Origin of the sequence: Sphingobacterium kyonggiense (assembly GCF_039536825.1) — a bacterium.
GTDB classification, from domain to species: Bacteria; Bacteroidota; Bacteroidia; order Sphingobacteriales; family Sphingobacteriaceae; genus Sphingobacterium; species Sphingobacterium kyonggiense.
In genome coordinates, this window is record NZ_BAAAZI010000012.1 from 112704 (window position 1) to 128903 (window position 16200).

A 16200-nucleotide genomic window follows, 5' to 3' on the forward strand; every position below is an offset into this window, starting at 1 on the left:
TTAGAATTTTAAGTTTACACCTAAACCATAACTAGATGTTCCTGGTAATGAAAAACGCTCAAATGCACCAGACATATTTGTGTTTCCTTGAGAAACCTCAGGATCATAACCTTTCAATTCTGACCATAAGATTAAGTTACGAGCAAATGCATTCACATCTACTTTAAACTTGCTAGTTGTGTAAACTGGGTAACCAATTGCTACTTCTCTTAATTTCACGAATGAAGTACCGAAAATCGAAGATTCAGATATTCCATTTTTTGCATTGAAATATGTGAAAGCATCTTCTGGTTGAATCAAGATATCATTTTTAGCATATTCATCTGTACCAACTAATTTCACTGCATCTTCTTCAAATAAGAAAGGAGATCCAGAGCGGAAATCAGCAGATTTCTGCGTTACACCATAGAAATCTAAGATACCTCCTGTACCGTGGTACATTTGACCACCATTTTTCCAGTCAATAACTGCAGATAATCTGAACTTTTTGTATTCAATAGCTGTATTGAAACCTAAAATAAAGTTAGGCGCAACAGAACCAATTACTTTTTCTTCACCTGCTTGTGGTAGACCATTTTCATCGACAACAATTTGCCCTGCTTCATTTCTTAAATAAGAAACACCATAAATAACTGGGAATTTAGAACCGATTCCAGCACGTACTTGTGGCTCAACGAAACCTCCTAAGAAGATACTTGACACACCTTCTGCCAACTCATCAACATAGTTGTCGATTTTTGTAAAGTTGAAACCGAAATCCCATTTAAAGTCTTCACCACGGTATGGAGCAATGTTTAATGTTGCTTCATGTGCGTTTGTATGAATACGACCACCGTTTGTAACATAGCTAGATGATCCAGTAGACCCAGCCAATGGAACTTCGAAGATCTGATCTTTTACATCTTGACGAGAGAAGGTATAGCTTAAATTAATCAATCCATTATAGAACGTTAAGTCTGTACCAATCTCAAGTGCCTTCGTATTTTGAGGTACTAAGTTTGGATCATAAACGATAGTACTTGGCGTATAAGCTACAACTGTATTGTTTCCATCAGGAATAGGGTAAATAATCGGTGTACCGCTTGAGAAACCACCACCATAAGTAGGAGTTACAAAGTACGGAGAATAATAGTCTCCTGCTTGTCCAACCTCAGCGTAAGAAGCTCTCAATTTACCATAAGTCAAGATACCATTCTGAAGAGGCTCAAGTTCGGTAAATACAAAACCTGCTGAAACAGAAGGATAGAAGAATGAACGGTTGTTTCTAGGCATAGAAGAAACGATATCATTTCTTCCTGATGCGTTTAAGAACAACATGTTTTTATAAGCTAATGACAAATTTAAGAATGTACCGAAAGTACGGTTAGCTCTTAAAGATTGTGATGCTGCAAATGTCGATGCATTGTTCATGTGGTTCCAACCAGAGAAGTTGAAGTTCAATCCTTGTGCATAATCTTGTCTGCGATTACGATTAACAATTTCATTACCTAATAAAGCATCAAATACTAAATCATCATTGATTTCCCAATTGTACATGGCAGTACCTAATGAGTTTAATTCAGTTACAGAGTAGTGGTAGTTTTCAACTGATCCTCTACCATTTGCATGTCCGAAACCCCAAAGGTCTGTGAAGTTAGTCGTATAAGAGTCAACTCCTAATTGGTATTTCAATGTCAATTTCTGATTTTCTGTTAGGTTAGTAGCGTATTGAACGAAACCATTTCCAAAGAAACGTTGGTTATCTTCTGTGAACACGTTATTTTCAACTGCCCAATACACACCATCGAAACCACTTGTGTTACGGTAGGTGTTCTGCGTATAAGGGTCATTTAAAATATGTGAAGGAATACCTTTTAAATCATAAGAAGCAGGAGCACCGTAAAGGGTTGCTACAATACCATTATTCGCACCAGACTGTTTTGAAATTTTAGAGTTAATGTAATTTCCCGTAAATCCAGTAGTGAATTTATCAGAAATTTGCAATTCACCAGCCAATTTAGCCGTATAACGGTCTAAACCAGTAGAAGGAACAATACCTTCAGCATTAGTTGCACCTAAAGAGAATGAGTAAGAACCTTTTTCAAAGCCTTGCATTACATTCACGGAGTTATTCCAAGTTCTTCCAGTATTGAAAAAGTCTTTCGCATTATTGTAAGCTTGTGGAGTTACCCATGGATCTAATCCTGCAGCTGCACGCTGAGGCACATAATATTTTCCAGCAGTATTAATTCCATTTGCTAAAGCTGCATTACTTAATTCATTCTTTACATCACCACCATATACTGCATCCATAGAAAGTTGGTCAATTCTTGGACCCCAAGATGTAGATGCATTAGGGCCAAATTTACCTGCAGTACCTTGAGCAAATGTTGTTTGGAAATCTGGAAGTACAGCTACTTTATCGAAAGAAACATTGGAGTTGTACGTGATTTGTGCTTTGCTACCTGCTTTACCTTTTTTGGTAGTAATGATGATAACACCATTAGAAGCACGCATACCGTATAATGCCGATGCTGCTTGACCTTTTAATACGTTGATACTTTCGATATCATTAGGGTCGATATCTAACCCACGAGATGCATAGTCAGCACCAGTTACCGAGTTACCAGTAGACACATCTGAAGTAGATGTAATTGGCATACCATCAACTACATATAAAGGAGAGTTATCCCCAGTAAATGAACGAGAACCACGGATAGTGATTTTCGCTGAAGCACCTGGCATACCTGATGATGGAGTTACCTCAACACCAGAAACCTTACCTTGAATAGCAGTTGCTAAACTTGGATTGGCTGCTTGAGTTAATTTGTCAGATTTTACTTCTTGAGTAGCATAACTTAAGGCTCTCTTCTCTCTATTAACACCCATTGCCGTAACAACGATTTCATCAATTGATGTTTCGTCATTTACTAAGGCTACATTAAGCGTTGTTTGAGTGCCTACAGCTACACGTTGAGATGTATAACCTACGAAGGAAAAACTAAGGGTAGCATTGTTGCCTACTGCAATGCTGTAATTTCCTGCTGCATCAGTCTGTGTAGCGGTGCTTGTACCCACTAACATTACTGATACTCCCCCAAGTGGTGAACCATCGGTTGCCGATGTTACCTTACCACTCACTTGGCGATTTTGTGCAAACGATACTCCAACGAAGCATGTCAACACAAAAATTAAGCTGAGTAATTTGTGTTTCATAAATGTTTTTTAATAATTAAAATTTTTAAAACAGGGACTGTTAAATTTTGTTAAACAAGAGACAAATATATAAGATTGTTTAAATATTCAACAATAGATTGCTTTGTAAATTCAAAATATGGAAAAACATTGGCTAAAAAGTTGTCATAAAAACCATATTTACAACAAAAAATAAAAAAGATTAAAATAGTTAATATTTATGGAGATAAATAAATGATTTTTGTCTTATTTTAATAAATACACACTGTTATATATTAATATATGTTTCTACATATCAGACACTTAAGATAATATTAAATTAATAGATGATTTTAGGTAATTTAAGGTTGTAATTTGTGATCAGGACCATTAAAGCAAAACAGAACAAAATATGTTAATAGCCACAAAATAATATAAATAGCTAATGAAAAATTAATATGACTTTAATATTTAAGTAACATTACACACTCTTACAAAATATAATTTGGAAATAATCACAAGTTATGAAGTAGCTAATACCTAATAGATTAAAAAGATTGGAGATTCTTTGTAACAATTTTTGATTAAATAGAGTTTACTACCATTTCCTACTCAAAAAGTATTCAATATTGACATATTGATGAAAAATCAGATTTTCGCAAAACGCAAATAAAAAGAGGCGCTATTTCTAGCGCCTCCTATTGTATAATTTAATAAAATTGTAGTGAATTATTAATCACCAGTTCTTACAAATCTCTCTTTAATTCCTCGACCTAAACAAGTCCAATGAACCTCAAAAATTAGATTTACTGGATCGACAATGACAATCTTATCGATTACGGTAGGTCTTGCAGAGCCACTGAATGCAGTAATACCAGTAATGGTCGAGTTAGACCCATCAAATTGGTATTCTGTATAACCAGAATAAGTTCTCCACAAATAATCTACGCGTAATTTATTTGGTCCTACAGTGGATAGTTTCACACCCTCTTCTGTAAATGAGCCACCTATATTAGCATCAATTGAGCCATAGTCATTAGTTACCGTATAAGTATAGGTACCTTGCCATAAAGATTTAATCGGCAAGGAATAAATCACTGCACCAAAATTCCCAGAAACAATACCATGCGAAGCTGACGAAATTTTCAAACCGATAACATTACTCTTGGTTTGATCCATACCTGTTGGCTTAACTTTAACAGTAACAAATGCTCTTTTTTCGCCCTTCTTAATAATTACCGAACTAGGAACCTCAAAAAGTGAGTTCGCAATTTGATTATAATTCCTACCTGTCTTCGCATTATAGGTGGTTACTATCTCTGCTGCTGGCTCCAATTTAACTTCAATATCTTGAGGAGCACCAGCTTCGACACCGGAGTAACTCACCGCAATCTGAAACTCTGCTTCTGGTACTACTTCCAATGTCATCGGAACATACATAACATAAGGATCAGTACCAGTTGAAACTGGCGAAGTTACATTATAGAATTCAACAATATTTTTTTTATCGGTATTTTCAGGAGATAATATGTTTTCATCTTTCAAACAGGAAGTCAATGAAAACATTCCCACTATCCCTAAAATAATTTTATAATAGTTTTTCATTCTTTCTTTTATTTATTACGACGATCATAGAAAACATAGGATCCAAAAACAGTGACATCTTTAGGCACATTATCCGCATTCAATGTGAATTCAGATACTGGATACAACAGGCGTCCTGGCAATTTATCAACTGTAGTAGCATTAGATTTTGTAGACACAAATGTCTGCGTTGAAGAACCATTTGCCACAATAGTAGGATATCCAGTTCTGCGGAAATCTTCCCATGCAATATGTCCACCAATATTATTGTAAGCGATGAATTTCTGTGTTACAATAGCTTCTACCTTTTTCTCTTTTGTATCTGCTAGTACAAAGTTTACTAATGGCGAGTTAGGATTAGCTGCAATATATTTTGCCGCATCGGCTGCAGGATCTTTTCCAGCTGCAACTCCTCCATCTGCACCTTTGTACAAGTATTTAAAAGAAGCTTCAATACCGGCTTTGAAAGCAACAGCTGCATCTCCAGTTAAAATACCATTAACCATAGCTTCAGCTTGAAGAAAATGACTTTCTGCAGCTAACATAATTGGTTGTGACATGGCTAGACCTTTCAAAGTACCGATCGTATTTTGTCCACCAGTAGTAGCTCCTGGAGTACCTATATAAAAAGGACTACTTCCTAATGTACCACCAATGGTAGGCAAATTATCCGGTGTTGGTGCATTTCCCATGTGGTTAGTAGCTACAGTAGGCCATAAACGATACGTTGCTTTTCCTCTACCTTCATCGGTAATTTTATTACCATTATAAAACTGCAAAGTAAAAGTATTCGCAATGTATTGTCTGCCATAAGCTACTTGTGCCGCTTGGTTATAATCTGAATGGTGTCTATTCCACCAAGGGTTTTGTTTGCCATCAAGTTTTTCATATCCAGGATTCACCATCGCATCATCTGTCAAGAAACCCTCTGCTGAAAATGTTGGTTGACCAGTGAAAACGCCTTTCCCATTTGCATAGACATATAATTTCAATTTAATGGTATTAGCAAATTGAATCCATTTATTCATATCACCCTTAAACAAAACATCAGCACCGCCAAGCTGTAAAGCTGAACCTGGAGGAACCGCTTTAATTTGTGCGATAGCATCATCAAGAATGGTTACTAAACCTTTATAAATATCTTGTGCTTTATCATATTTTGGCGTCAAGAAATCAGCACCTTTAGCAGCTTCGGTAAATGGAACATCATTGAACTCATTCACCAAATTCATATATAAAAATGCCTTTGAAATATTGGAAGCTGCAATAAAATAAGGTCCAGTAGCAGCATCACTGTTTTTTATAACAAATTCAAAGTCTAAAACATTATCATAAACACTGGTAAACAGGTTATTGAAATTAGAGTTTGTATAATCGTAAGTAAACTGCGTTCCCCAACCACCATATCCACCAGCATTTGCGATATAAATTATCGTTCTACCGTAATCACTGTAGTTCACAAAATTATTAGCCATATAGGTAATAGCTTGTGGAAGCACTAGTTCTGGCGTCGCGGTTGTTGGGCTATTTGGATTGTTTCCATTGACATCCAAAAAGTTATTACAAGAAGCAAGTATTAAAGCAGATGCTCCCGTAAATATATATTTAAATAGTTTTTTCATGTTAATATAAGCTTAGAATTTCAAAGTAAGGCTACCTCCGAAATAACGAGATGGAGGAGTTTGGCCTAATGTAGTAATACCAACAGCGTTTGAGTCTGAGAAACTATATTCCGGATCAGTATAAATATTGGAAGCAGGAGTCCACATAAACAAGTTTCTACCTTGGAAACTTACTTGTACACCTTTCACATATTTAGTACTTGCTAACCATGCGGAAGGCACGGTTAAGCCCAAAGCAACCTCACGGATTTTCCAGAAATCACCACGGTAAATGTAGTTTTCTGCAATATCACGGTTATACGATCCAGAAGCCCAGAAACCTGCACCACCATCGCGAACGGTAATATTCGTGTTTTCAACATACTCGCCTTGATCATTTAGGTAAGAAGAATTTGGAATTACGAAACGGTCACGATCATAATAAGTGGTACGAATCGAAGATCCCGAGAAATCTAATGTACTCGCTGCATTATTATAGATGTAATAACCACCTCTATATTCCGCAATTACAGAAAGTGAAACGTTCTTGTAATTTAAATATGTATTTAAGCCCAATCTGTGTTTAGGAGTAGCACGTCCAAAAATAACAGGACTCTCAGCAGCTGACGGGTAACCTGTATTACGATCTACAATAATACGTCCTTCCGGATCTCTTTTATATGCTGTACCTTGGAAACTAGGGAATTCATATCCTTCTATCGCTCTAGATTGTGCACCACCGCCTGTAGAAATATCAACAGTTTTTAATTCTTCGGTCAATTCTTTTACTCTACTTTCAATCCATGAGTAATTACCTCCCACCGAAACTTGCCAATCAGCAGATCTTAGGACATTTACGTTTAAAGAAGACTCAACCCCTCTATTTGTCACCATACCTACGTTTTGAAGGAAAGAGCTATAACCTGTTGTTAAAGAAACGTTGGTTGGTAAAGTTTGATTTCTAGTTTTTGTGCTGAAATAAGTGAAACCAGCAGTAATGCGGTTATCCCATAAAGTCGCATCAAAACCTCCTTCTAATCCTTCAGTAATTTCTGGTAATAAACTTGGTTTTACCATTCTACCATTTAATGAAAATCCTGCTCCAGATGCTCCAAATGGGAATCCATTAGCTTGACTTAAAGTAGATCTTAATTGGTAAGCAGAAATATTAACGTTTCCTGATTTTGACCAACCTGCTCTTAATTTTAAAGTATTTAAAATACTGTTATCCTTCAAAGCTTCAATAGCATCAGTCGCAATGAATGAAACATCGGCTGCTGGATAGAAGAATGACCTATTCTCAGGATCTAAAACAGAAACCCAGTCATTTCTACCACTTAAAGTAAGGAATAAGTAATTTTTATAATCCCCAACAAATTGACCATAAACACCAACTTCTCTGGTTACTGCATAACTTTGACTACCATTAGGCAATGGAGTAGCTCTATTTCCAACGTTAAATAAACCTGGAATTACCAATCCACCTACACTAACATCAATACCACTGTTATGTCTGTTGATAACTTGATTACCTAAGGTTAATCTTGTTCCGAAATCTCCAAATTTCTTATTTAATATGGCTTTGAAATCTCCAATTACAATGGTTGAATAAGAACTACCATCAGAAACTCCACCTGCGATATTTGCATGACTACCATTAAAATTCTTCAATACATAATCAGAATAAGTAAACTTATCTGTAGTTGATTTAAATGATTGGTTTCTGGTTGTGATGTTACCCTGAGCTGCTATTGTCAACCATTCAAAAGCTTTCCAATTAATATCAACATTACCTGTCAAATAATCATTTCTGGTTGCTTGACGGTTATTGTCAATCGTAAAATAAGGGTTAGTATAGTAGTTGTTATAGAATCCGTTTGGATTAGCAAATTTGTTGTTTCTCCAATCTTTATAATCCAACATCGGAATATTCGCTGGTGTATTCAATAATTGATCATATACAGTACTAGTAGCGGTAGTGATGTTATAACGATTTTGGATATAGTTAATGTTATAACCTACTTTTACATTGTTATAAACATTACGCGTACCATTCGCGCGAACACCGAAACGGTTATACTTATCTTGGTATGTTGTACCTTTTACATCTACGTACTGTAAAGAAACGTACTGTGTTCCTTTTTCATCACCTGATGAAATAGCGAAGTCAGTTTGGTTTTGTAAACCATTTTCCCAAAACTTATAGCGGTCTTTTCTTGGAGAGAAAAGAGCAGTTTGAGTAGAACCATCTTCTAATTTCTGACCTAAATCTTTAATTGATCCGTCAAAAGCAGGACCGTATTGCTGGTTTTCATATGGAGTATAAATCTGAACATCAGCATCAGATCCAGCACCATAAAGTTCTTGAAGTTTAGGTTGGAAGTTTACTTGCTCTACAGTTGCGGTATGACCAAAGCTAATATCAGTAGAACCAACTCTACCTTTCTTTGTCTTGATAATAACAGCACCATTTGAACCTTGAGAACCATATAATGCAGCAGCACCAGCACCATTCAATACTTGAATATCTTCTACGTCTTCCGGATTGATATTACTTAATACGGCAGTAGGAACGATCGAGTTATCTACAACCAATAAAGCTGTATTATCTCCTAAGATCGATCTAAAACCACGTAATACTAAACGTACCGTAGGATTCACACCACCTGAAATGGCATTAATCTGTAAACCTGGAACTTTAGCGTGTAAACCAGATGCTACGTTAATTGGTTTACCTTTTGTTAGGACTTCTCCTGAAATCCTTGTCTGCTGAGTACCTTGCTCACGAGCTTTTGATTGAAGCCCGACAGCTCCAACTACCACCTCATCTAACACATTGAACTCTGGCTCGATGTTCACATTGTAGACATCTCTACCTGTCAACTCAATTCTTAAGGTTTTGTAACCTATATACCTGAATTCAATTTGTTTTACCCCAGCCGGGAGGTTTAAAGCAAAATTTCCCGAACCATCTGTTTGTGCTCCAGATGTCCCATCAACGGCTTTTACCGTAACACCAGCCAATGCAACGCCATCACTGGTTGATGTCACCTTTCCTGTTATTCTCCTGGTCTGTCCAAACACAATGGTCACGGAACATAACAGCAGAACAAAACTCAAAAGTAATTTTTGTTTCATGTTTGTTGTTGTTTAGTTAAATAATCTTGGTTTTTTTAGGCTAATAATTGTTAATTATTGTTAAACCGTATCTCAAAAGTATCTGCACAATACGATTGTTACAAAAAAATCGCATATTTTTTTAAATAATTTCTTAAACAATCCTAAAAAATTAAGAATACTAAATAATATTAATCTAATCTATTAACGAAGAACAATATTATAACCAAAATAAATAGTTGTGAAAAAAATTATAATTTTATAGTAAAAATTTAAGCTTAAAACATTCTTTTTAATTACTTTTTACACAAAACTAAAAACACTAGTCTAATAACACCAATAAATTATAACCCACTATTAATTTTTTTTCGTTACCAAACTCATTAAAACTTCCAATTCATTATTCTAACTTTGCAAGCATGCGATTTGATATTATTACCGTATTACCACAGTTATTGGATAGCCCATTTGCTCATTCTATCTTACAAAGAGCACAGAATAAGGGACTGACAGAAATCCATGTTCATAATCTCCGTGATTATTCGGATAACAAGCACAAATCTGTTGATGATTATCCTTATGGCGGCGGATCAGGAATGGTCATGCAAATCGCTCCTTTCGCTGCATGCATCGATAAGCTCCTTGAAGAACGTGAATATGACGAAATCATCTACATGACACCCGATGGTGAAACATTAAATCAAGAAATTGCCAATCAATTATCTTCCAATGCAAAGAACATCATGATTCTTGCCGGTCACTATAAGGGAATCGACCAGCGAATCCGTGATATTTATGTCACAAAGGAGATCTCCATCGGGGATTATGTATTGTCTGGCGGAGAACTTCCGGCAGCGATTTTAGTAGATGCCATTGTCCGTGTTATTCCAGGTGTATTATCCGATGAAACCTCTGCCCTATCAGACTCTTTCCAGGATGGATTATTAGATGCGCCTATTTACAGTCGACCGGTTGATTGGAAAGGCCATAAAGTACCTGAAGTCTTATTATCGGGTCATGAGGCAAAAATTACTGAATGGCGCCATGAACAGCAGTTGAAACGGACCAAAGAACGCCGTCCAGATTTGCTAAATGACTAAGGATTAGCACTATTTTTTGATTATTTTGTAAAAAATGTTTGCTTTGTGGAATTTTCTACTAATTTTGTGAATTATGTTGACTCAAAATAAATATACTAACCGTTGGTGGCTTCTGACTAAATAAGTCGGGAGGGTGGTATATTATTAGATAAAGATTTTCATAATCAACCAAAACCACAGAATGGTAGCCCGACGATTTTTCGCCGGGCTTTTTTTTATACTTTTTAAACGATTAATAAACAATATGAGCTACAAATTTCAAACGAACCACAAGAAGATCCTTGCTGACACGACAACAGCAGTGAGCATATACCTTCGGCTTCGTGACACCTTTCCGAACAGCCTGCTGTTAGAGAGTTCAGAATACCACAGTCGGGACAACAACATCAGTTACATCTGTTGTCAACCGATCGCTGGTATTGTCCTGGAGAATGAAGAGTTAAGCATCTCTTTCCCAGATAAGCCAAAAACAACAAAATCGGCAAAAGAGCTCAACCTACGTGAAGAAGTATCCAATTTCCGCAGCACTTTTCATGCAGAGCCTCTTACCGACATCAATGTCATCAGCACAGGTTTATTTGGCTACTTTACCTTTGATGCAGTTGAGTATTTTGAAGACATCAGCTTAACGACAAAGCCAAATCCTGCAAAACAAATCCCCATTTTACAATACCACGTCTATAAATATGTAATTGCTATTGATCACTTCCGCAACCAATTACACATTTTTGAAAACCTGTTGGAAAACGAAGAAAGTGAATTGGATCGCATGCAGTTTTTAATTCAGAATAAAAACTTCCCGGAATACACCTTCCAAACCAAAGGACCTGAAACCTCAAACATGAGCGATGAGGACTTTAAGAACTTGGTTCTTAAAATGAAAGAGCATATCCAACGTGGAGATGTTTTTCAAATTGTCCCTTCCAGAGGATTCGCTAGACCGTTCAGTGGCGATGAGTTCAATGTGTATCGCGCTTTACGATCTATCAACCCATCACCTTACTTATTCTACTTTGACTATGGAGATTTCAAGCTATTCGGCTCGTCTCCAGAAGCACAACTTACCATCAAGGCAGATGTGGCAACCATATATCCTATTGCTGGGACATTCAAACGTACTGGTAACCTAGAGAGAGACGAGCAGATCGCGGAAGAACTCAAAAACGACCCTAAGGAAAGTGCAGAGCATGTGATGCTGGTTGATTTAGCCAGAAATGACTTAAGTCGTCATTGCAGTAATGTGGAAGTAAAATCCTACAAAGAAGCACAATATTATTCCCATGTCATTCATTTGGTTTCCAAGGTAAGTGGTAAATTGCATGCCAACGCCAATCCGTTCGATGTTGTGGGTGACACCTATCCTGCAGGCACTTTATCCGGAGCACCAAAGCATATGGCATTGACCTTAATCGACCGATATGAAGGCTTCCAGCGCTCCTTTTATTCAGGTGCTATTGGTTTTATGGGCTTTAACGGTGATTTTAACCACGCCATCATGATCCGTTCCTTTATGAGTAAGCAAAATGTTTTGCACTATCAAGCAGGCGCAGGCATCGTCCTCGATTCAGACCCAGAAAAAGAATTACAAGAAGTAGATAACAAAATATCCGCTCTACGAAGAGCATTAGAATTAGCAGTGACCATATAATATGAACAAGCCCGTATTAGTAATCGACAATTACGATTCATTCACCTATAATTTGGTTCACCTACTTCAGGAATTGAACCAATCTTATGAAGTGGTCCGTAACGATAAATTCGATTTATCCTATGTAGACCAATTTGACAAAATCCTTCTTTCTCCAGGCCCTGGAATACCTGAGGAAGCCGGATTGCTTTTGGATGTTATCCGCACCTATGCTCCTACTAAAAGTATTTTAGGTATTTGCTTAGGCCAGCAGGCTATTGCAGAGGTATTTGGTGGCAGTTTATTCAACATGCCTAAGCCTTTACACGGAGTAGCGACAAACATTGAGGTAACAGATAACACCGAAAACCTGTTTCAGAATTTTCCTAGGGAATCCAAAATCGGTAGATACCACTCTTGGGCAGTCTCCAAAGAGGACCTCCCTGAGAGTTTAAAAATAACGGCAGTTGATCCCAACGGTATTATTATGGCATTAGCGCATAAAGAATACGATGTTAAAGGCATGCAATTCCATCCAGAATCCATTCTTACAGACAATGGAAAAATCCTATTAGAAAACTGGTTAAAAAATTAAGGTCATGACAGAAGCTGTAAACATGAATATATTAGATAAAATAGTCCTACGGAAACGTCAAGAGGTTCAGGCTGCCATGGAAAAGGTCAGTTTGGCTGAGTTGGAACAATACCCACTCTTCAGCCGTAACTGTTACAACCTACGTGAAAGTGTATTGGACAACAATAAAAAGGGTATTATAGCAGAATACAAAAGGGCATCACCTTCCAAAGGTCTGATTAACGGAACTTCATCCGTTCAGGAAGTTGTGAAAGGCTATCAGGATGCTGGAGCTTCTGCCATCTCTGTACTTACCGATGCAGATTTCTTCCAAGGATCTCTTCAGGACTTAACAGATGCACGTGAAGTATTGCAAATCCCTTTGTTACGAAAAGAATTTATCGTTGATAAATATCAAATCGCAGAAGCCAAGGCTTATGGCGCAGATATCATCCTCTTGATTGCAGCATGCCTTAGCACATTGGAAATCAGAGATTTCTCCAAATACGCCAAATCACTAGGCTTAAATGTTCTATTGGAAGTGCACAATGAGGAAGAACTTAATCGTTCCATTTTTCCAAGCATCGATGCTATCGGAGTGAATAACAGAAACCTGAAGGACTTCTCCGTTTCCTTAGATCATTCCTATGGTTTGGTGAATAAAATACCAAATGATTACATCAAGGTATCCGAAAGTGGAATCTCCGATCCGCAAACGATTAAGGAACTCAAGAAAGCAGGATTCCATGCCTTTTTGATTGGAGAGAACTTCATGAAAACAGAAAATCCGGCACAGTCAATAAAAGAATTTGTAGCTCAAATCTAATCTATTGACAAGAATAAACATCTAAAAGCAACGCCCTATTCAAGCGTTGCTTTTTCTTTTTTGACTTTTAGATTAGCAAGCAATGGGAGCCTATATTTTCAAACAAGCCATTAATTTCCTTACCTTTGTGAAAATTTCAGAAAAGCATGTCGGTAAAAATTGGCGAACATATTGATTTAGGAGAGTTTCCGTTATTGCTAGCACCTATGGAGGATGTGAGTGATCCACCGTTCCGTTATGTATGCAAACAAAATGGAGTGGACATGATGTACACCGAATTTATTTCTTCAGAGGGCCTGATACGGGATGCTGCAAAATCTCGCCAAAAATTAGACATTTTCGAATATGAACGCCCGATTGGCATACAAATATTCGGTTCAGACATTGAGCATATGCGTCAATCAGCCGAGATCTGTACACAAGCTAATCCCAACCTGATCGATATCAATTACGGTTGCCCGGTAAAGAACGTCGCATGCCGTGGTGCTGGTGCCAGTCTTTTACAAGACATCGATAAAATGGTTGCCATGACCAAGGCCGTTGTAGATGCTACGCATCTTCCGGTTACCGTGAAGACTCGTTTGGGATGGGATGATAGTACTAAAAACGTCTATGAGGTCGCAGAACGCCTGCAAGATATCGGCATCAAAGCTTTAGCCATTCACGGAAGAACACGTGCGCAGATGTATAAAGGACAAGCCGACTGGTCTATGATTCGTGATGTGAAACAAAACCCAAGAATTAAGATCCCTATTTTTGGAAATGGCGATGTTGACTCTGTTGAGAAAGCAGCGGCATGGCGTCAGGAATATCAAGTGGATGGTATTATGATCGGAAGAGCTTCCATTGGTTACCCTTGGATATTCCGTGAAATCAAACACTTTTTCCAAACAGGTGAACGTCTTGAGGGACCAACCATTGCCGAACGTGTTGATGTATGTAGAACTCACCTTACCAAATCCATTGAATGGAAAGGTGATAAAACAGGGATTTTTGAAATGCGCCGTCACTACGCCAACTATTTCAAAGGCATTCCAAACTTTAAGGAATATAGAATGAAATTAGTCGAGCTTCAAGATGTAAACCACATCATAGAAGTTCTGGAAGATATCAGGCATAACTTTGCCGAGGAAGTCGCTTAAGTAAGCGACTTTTTTTTATCGCCTAATAAATCGCTTAATCAATCCCCTCTCTGAATAAGCTACTACACCTATTAGAGCAAGAAATAGGACATTTGCGAACCAGAAATTAAGCTGATAAGCAATAAAGGATAAAACCACTCCAATAAGAAGATAAGCAGCAATTTTTAAGGACTCATAAGGAATTGGATAATTCTTCTGTCCCCAAACATATGACAAAATCACCATCGTAAAATAGGCAACAGTTGTCGACAATGCCGCTCCAGTATAAGAATATTTAGGAATTAACAATAGATTCAAGACAATAGTCATCAAAGCACCTATACCTGAAATATACAGACCATAACGTGTCTGATCGGAAAGCTTATACCACACCGAAAGATTGATGTAAATTCCCAACAGCACATAATTAAACAGCAACACCGGAACAATAAATAATCCTTCCCAATATCCGGCAACATCTTCAGCTTTTCCACGGATAAATAACTTCAACCAATCCAAATTAGCACAGATTCCAACCATCACCAAGATCATGGCAAGCACAAAATACCGCATAATCATGGCATAAGTTTTTTTGGCATTTTCATTCTTGGCATAGGAAAAAAAGAAAGGTTCCGCTCCTAATCGAAAAGCCATGACGAATAAATTCAGAAATACCGCCAATTTAGTAACAGCTCCATATACCCCTAACTCGCGATCACCCTCTATACCTGGAATTAACTTCGGGAACATCATTTTGTCCAGATTCTCATTGATAATAAAGGAAATGTTGGCAATCATGATAGGGAAACTATAGGTCAACATTTTACGTAACATCACCGTATCAACACGGAATCGGAAACTCAATAGCTGAGGCAACAGCATCATTAAGGTCACTAAGGATGCCGCAAGATTTGCCAAGAAGACATTTCCCAACCAATCTTTACGAAACCAACCTGCACTGAGGTCCTTCCAAAAACTGGAATGCTCTGTCAACCAAGGTAAGCCATAAAGAAATAGCAAAACAAAACCTAAATAGGTAAATATATTGACCAATTTGATAACACCATAACGTATTGGGCGACCATCTGCACGAAGTTTAGCAAATGGAATCACTGCTAACGCATCAGCTGCCACTATTAATCCTACAATTTTAACATACGTCGTATAATCCGATATATTTTCCCTTTCACCAACGAACATCGCGATAGGTGTGGAAAATGTAAAAATAGTAATAAGGAAAATCGCGGTCATAAGAAGGGTGACAAAGAGGCTGGAATCATAGACCCGCTGCTTGTCACCCTCTTTATTTTGTAGATAACGGAAGAATGTTGTTTCCATTCCAAATGCTAGGACAGCATTTACTAGGGAAACATAAGCATATACGTGCGTAAAGATACCGTATGCCGCTTCCGTAAAGTTACGGGTCAGAATGGGCGTAATAACAAATCCCAATGTTCTTGAGATAATGGTCGTAAGACCATATATCATCGTATCGCT

General features: G+C 37.4%; 10 protein-coding genes. 5 read left to right on the forward strand and 5 right to left on the reverse strand.

Annotated features, from left to right (window positions below):
• The 4 genes from ABD676_RS15200 to ABD676_RS15215 form a co-directional block, all read right to left on the reverse strand.
• Positions 1-3195, reverse strand: coding sequence for a SusC/RagA family TonB-linked outer membrane protein (locus ABD676_RS15200; protein WP_344675591.1), 3195 nt, complete (start codon positions 3193-3195; stop codon positions 1-3).
• A gap of 690 nt (positions 3196-3885) precedes the next feature.
• The gene (locus ABD676_RS15205; protein ID WP_344675592.1) at positions 3886-4758 is read right to left on the reverse strand and encodes a DUF1735 domain-containing protein; all 873 of its coding nucleotides are present in this window, start codon (positions 4756-4758) and stop codon (positions 3886-3888) included.
• Positions 4759-4766: 8 nt separating this feature from the next.
• Positions 4767-6359, reverse strand: coding sequence for a SusD/RagB family nutrient-binding outer membrane lipoprotein (locus tag ABD676_RS15210; RefSeq protein ID WP_344675593.1), 1593 nt, complete (start codon positions 6357-6359; stop codon positions 4767-4769).
• A 12-nt stretch (positions 6360-6371) separates the two neighbouring features.
• Positions 6372-9476 carry a SusC/RagA family TonB-linked outer membrane protein gene (locus tag ABD676_RS15215; protein ID WP_344675594.1) on the reverse strand — a complete coding sequence of 1035 codons (3105 nt, stop codon included), beginning with the start codon at positions 9474-9476 and terminating at the stop codon, positions 6372-6374.
• A 398-nt stretch (positions 9477-9874) separates the two neighbouring features.
• Between ABD676_RS15215 and trmD the strand changes: the two genes are divergently transcribed.
• The 5 genes from trmD to dusB all read left to right on the forward strand — a co-directional run bounded on the left by trmD (position 9875) and on the right by dusB (position 14724).
• A complete protein-coding gene (gene trmD, locus ABD676_RS15220; protein WP_344675595.1) occupies positions 9875-10555 on the forward strand; it encodes a tRNA (guanosine(37)-N1)-methyltransferase TrmD in 681 nt (226 codons plus the stop codon).
• 244 nt (positions 10556-10799) lie between these two features.
• On the forward strand, positions 10800-12203 hold the full coding sequence (locus ABD676_RS15225; protein WP_344675596.1) for an anthranilate synthase component I family protein: 1404 nt from the start codon (positions 10800-10802) through the stop codon (positions 12201-12203).
• Position 12204: 1 nt separating this feature from the next.
• A complete protein-coding gene (locus tag ABD676_RS15230; protein WP_344675597.1) occupies positions 12205-12777 on the forward strand; it encodes an anthranilate synthase component II in 573 nt (190 codons plus the stop codon).
• Between the two features lie 22 nt (positions 12778-12799).
• Positions 12800-13582 carry an indole-3-glycerol phosphate synthase TrpC gene (gene trpC, locus ABD676_RS15235; protein WP_344675598.1) on the forward strand — a complete coding sequence of 261 codons (783 nt, stop codon included), beginning with the start codon at positions 12800-12802 and terminating at the stop codon, positions 13580-13582.
• Positions 13583-13728: 146 nt separating this feature from the next.
• Positions 13729-14724 (forward strand): tRNA dihydrouridine synthase DusB, encoded by a 996-nt coding sequence (gene dusB, locus ABD676_RS15240; protein WP_344675599.1) that lies wholly within the window; start codon positions 13729-13731, stop codon positions 14722-14724.
• Between the two features lie 15 nt (positions 14725-14739).
• Here the strand turns inward: dusB and ABD676_RS15245 are convergent, their stop codons facing one another.
• On the reverse strand, positions 14740-16191 hold the full coding sequence (locus ABD676_RS15245; RefSeq protein ID WP_344675600.1) for an oligosaccharide flippase family protein: 1452 nt from the start codon (positions 16189-16191) through the stop codon (positions 14740-14742).
• Positions 16192-16200: the final 9 nt, after the last annotated feature.

Bases quoted from the DNA above. Each gene is read 5' to 3' on its own strand.
- ABD676_RS15200 (WP_344675591.1), bottom strand. From the start codon at position 3,195: ATGAAACACAAATTACTCAGCTTAATTTTTGTGTTGACATGCTTCGTT.
- ABD676_RS15205 (WP_344675592.1), bottom strand. From the start codon at position 4,758: ATGAAAAACTATTATAAAATTATTTTAGGGATAGTGGGAATGTTTTCA.
- ABD676_RS15210 (WP_344675593.1), bottom strand. From the start codon at position 6,359: ATGAAAAAACTATTTAAATATATATTTACGGGAGCATCTGCTTTAATA.
- ABD676_RS15215 (WP_344675594.1), bottom strand. From the start codon at position 9,476: ATGAAACAAAAATTACTTTTGAGTTTTGTTCTGCTGTTATGTTCCGTG.
- trmD (WP_344675595.1), top strand. From the start codon at position 9,875: ATGCGATTTGATATTATTACCGTATTACCACAGTTATTGGATAGCCCA.
- ABD676_RS15225 (WP_344675596.1), top strand. From the start codon at position 10,800: ATGAGCTACAAATTTCAAACGAACCACAAGAAGATCCTTGCTGACACG.
- ABD676_RS15230 (WP_344675597.1), top strand. From the start codon at position 12,205: ATGAACAAGCCCGTATTAGTAATCGACAATTACGATTCATTCACCTAT.
- trpC (WP_344675598.1), top strand. From the start codon at position 12,800: ATGAATATATTAGATAAAATAGTCCTACGGAAACGTCAAGAGGTTCAG.
- dusB (WP_344675599.1), top strand. From the start codon at position 13,729: ATGTCGGTAAAAATTGGCGAACATATTGATTTAGGAGAGTTTCCGTTA.
- ABD676_RS15245 (WP_344675600.1), bottom strand. From the start codon at position 16,191: ATGATATATGGTCTTACGACCATTATCTCAAGAACATTGGGATTTGTT.